Here is a 1,879-nt window from a genome sequence, read left to right on the forward strand (position 1 = left end):
CGCACGAAATAATTAAATTTAAAAGGTTGTGCGGGTTCGGTGTTAAGGAAATCTTGGCGCTTTCAAGACCTACAACAAATGCAACCACAAACGTTGTAGCCAATGCAAAAAAACGAGAACGTGAATGGAAAAAACAACATTTGAAATTACCAAGATGGACTGTCCTTCGGAAGAAAACCTAATCCGAATGAAATTGGATGGAATTTCAAGTATCAAAAATTTAGACTTTGACATTTCCAACAGAAGACTGACCATTTTCCACAGCGGACAAATTGACCAAATCGAAAAATCAATTCTCGAACTGAATTTAGGCGGACAAAAACTAACAACTGAGAAAACTGACCAAACAGAGTTTAAAGAGAATTCAAATCAGAAAAAACTTCTTTGGACAGTTCTTGTCATCAACTTTGCTTTTTTCGTAATCGAAATGACGACTGGACTTATTTCCAAATCAATGGGACTGGTTGCCGACAGCTTGGATATGCTTGCCGACTCGTTCGTATATGGAATTAGTCTTTTTGCAGTTGGAGGAACCCTAATAAGAAAAAAACGGATTGCAAAAATTGCGGGATATTTTCAGATTACTCTTGCGGTTATTGGATTTGCAGAAGTATTGAGACGATTTTTCGGAGCGGAAAAACTTCCCGATTTTACAACAATGATTTTCGTTTCCATTTTAGCGTTAATTGCAAACGGAATTTGCTTGTATTTACTTCAAAAATCAAAAAGCAAAGAAGAGGCTCATATGAAAGCAAGTATGATTTTCACCTCAAATGACGTAATTATCAATTTGGGAGTTATTACAGCCGGACTTTTGGTCAATTGGCTAAATTCAAATAAACCTGACCTTATTATCGGAACAATAGTTTTCGTTTTGGTAATTCAAGGAGCGGTACGAATATTAAAACTTGGAAAATAAAGAAAGCACTGGCTACAACATCGGCTATAGCCAATGTGGGCTGAACCGTTAAAAATGAGTATTTTGCAACTTAATAAACATCCGTAACGGTTGACAAAACCCGTATCCCAAAACCCACACTGGCCATAGCCACAACCGTTATAGCCAATTGTATGAAGACCGGCAAGTCAACAATAATTTTATCAGTAATTATAATCATAACATTGACTTTTTTGACAATGAGAAAAGAAGCACCTTTAGACGATAATTACGTTAAAATATTATTTCGCTTTCACAGCGATGTGTTAGAAGAAGAAACAGTAGAAACAATGTGGGCGACAATTGTTGACAAACAAAAAGGACTTTATAAGCTCGAAAGCATTCCATTTTATGTGCCGCTTGTTGCCTCAGACGACATCGTGTTTGCGGAATTTGACGATAAAGAACAAATGTTGACATATCGCAAAACAGTTGGATTTTCGGGCAACTCGACAGTTCAAATTGTACTTATAGACAAGTCAAAAGACATCAATCAAATCCGCGACTTATTCAAAGAACTTGGTTGTATTTCCGAAAAAGTGAATGAAGGATATTTTTCTATGGAAATCCCATCAACAGTCGATTATAAAAATATAAAGAAGCAGTTAGACGAGCTAGAAAAGCAAGAGACAATAGAATATGCAGAACCTTGTTTAGCTGACGGTCATAGACAATGATAATAACAAATGGCTATAACAATAGTTAGCATTTATTGTAGGCTTCTTTGATAATATTAATGGCGGTGCTTTAAAGTCCGCACGAAATAATTAAATTAAATAGGTTGTGCGGGTTTGGTGTTGAGGAAAATTCACTACTCTCAAGGCCTATAACAAATGCAACCACAAACGTTGTGTGCTAATATGGAAACTGTAATGGATAATAGAATTTTAAAATCTGGAGGATTGATTTCTTTACTTGTGGGATTTCCTATAGGATTGGCAT

General features: G+C 35.9%; 4 protein-coding genes. 3 read left to right on the forward strand and 1 reads right to left on the reverse strand.

Translation table 11 applies throughout. The features are described from left to right. Nucleotides 1–182, forward strand: a 182-nt coding sequence (locus A3EE_RS22070; protein ID WP_211208941.1) for a hypothetical protein, incomplete at its 5' end; no start/stop codon positions are given. Next, a complete protein-coding gene (locus A3EE_RS0114385) occupies nt 125–919 on the forward strand; it encodes a cation efflux transmembrane domain-containing protein (RefSeq protein ID WP_018344140.1) in 795 nt (264 codons plus the stop codon). The genes A3EE_RS22070 and A3EE_RS0114385, both read left to right, overlap by 58 nt. Nucleotides 920–989: 70 nt before the next feature. Here the strand turns inward: A3EE_RS0114385 and A3EE_RS22205 are convergent, their stop codons facing one another. Then, a complete protein-coding gene (locus A3EE_RS22205) occupies nt 990–1,118 on the reverse strand; it encodes a hypothetical protein (protein ID WP_281166487.1) in 129 nt (42 codons plus the stop codon). A gap of 19 nt (nt 1,119–1,137) precedes the next feature. Between A3EE_RS22205 and A3EE_RS0114390 the strand changes: the two genes are divergently transcribed. Then, nucleotides 1,138–1,614, forward strand: coding sequence for a DUF4265 domain-containing protein (locus A3EE_RS0114390; protein ID WP_018344141.1), 477 nt, complete (start codon nt 1,138–1,140; stop codon nt 1,612–1,614). The last annotated feature ends 265 nt before the right edge of the window (nt 1,615–1,879 follow it).

This window comes from Cytophaga aurantiaca DSM 3654 (genome assembly GCF_000379725.1).
GTDB classification, from domain to species: domain Bacteria; phylum Bacteroidota; class Bacteroidia; order Cytophagales; family Cytophagaceae; genus Cytophaga; species Cytophaga aurantiaca.

Bases quoted from the DNA above. Each gene is read 5' to 3' on its own strand.
- A3EE_RS0114390 (WP_018344141.1), top strand. From the start codon at position 1,138: ATGAGAAAAGAAGCACCTTTAGACGATAATTACGTTAAAATATTATTT.
- A3EE_RS22205 (WP_281166487.1), bottom strand. From the start codon at position 1,118: ATGATTATAATTACTGATAAAATTATTGTTGACTTGCCGGTCTTCATA.
- A3EE_RS0114385 (WP_018344140.1), top strand. From the start codon at position 125: ATGGAAAAAACAACATTTGAAATTACCAAGATGGACTGTCCTTCGGAA.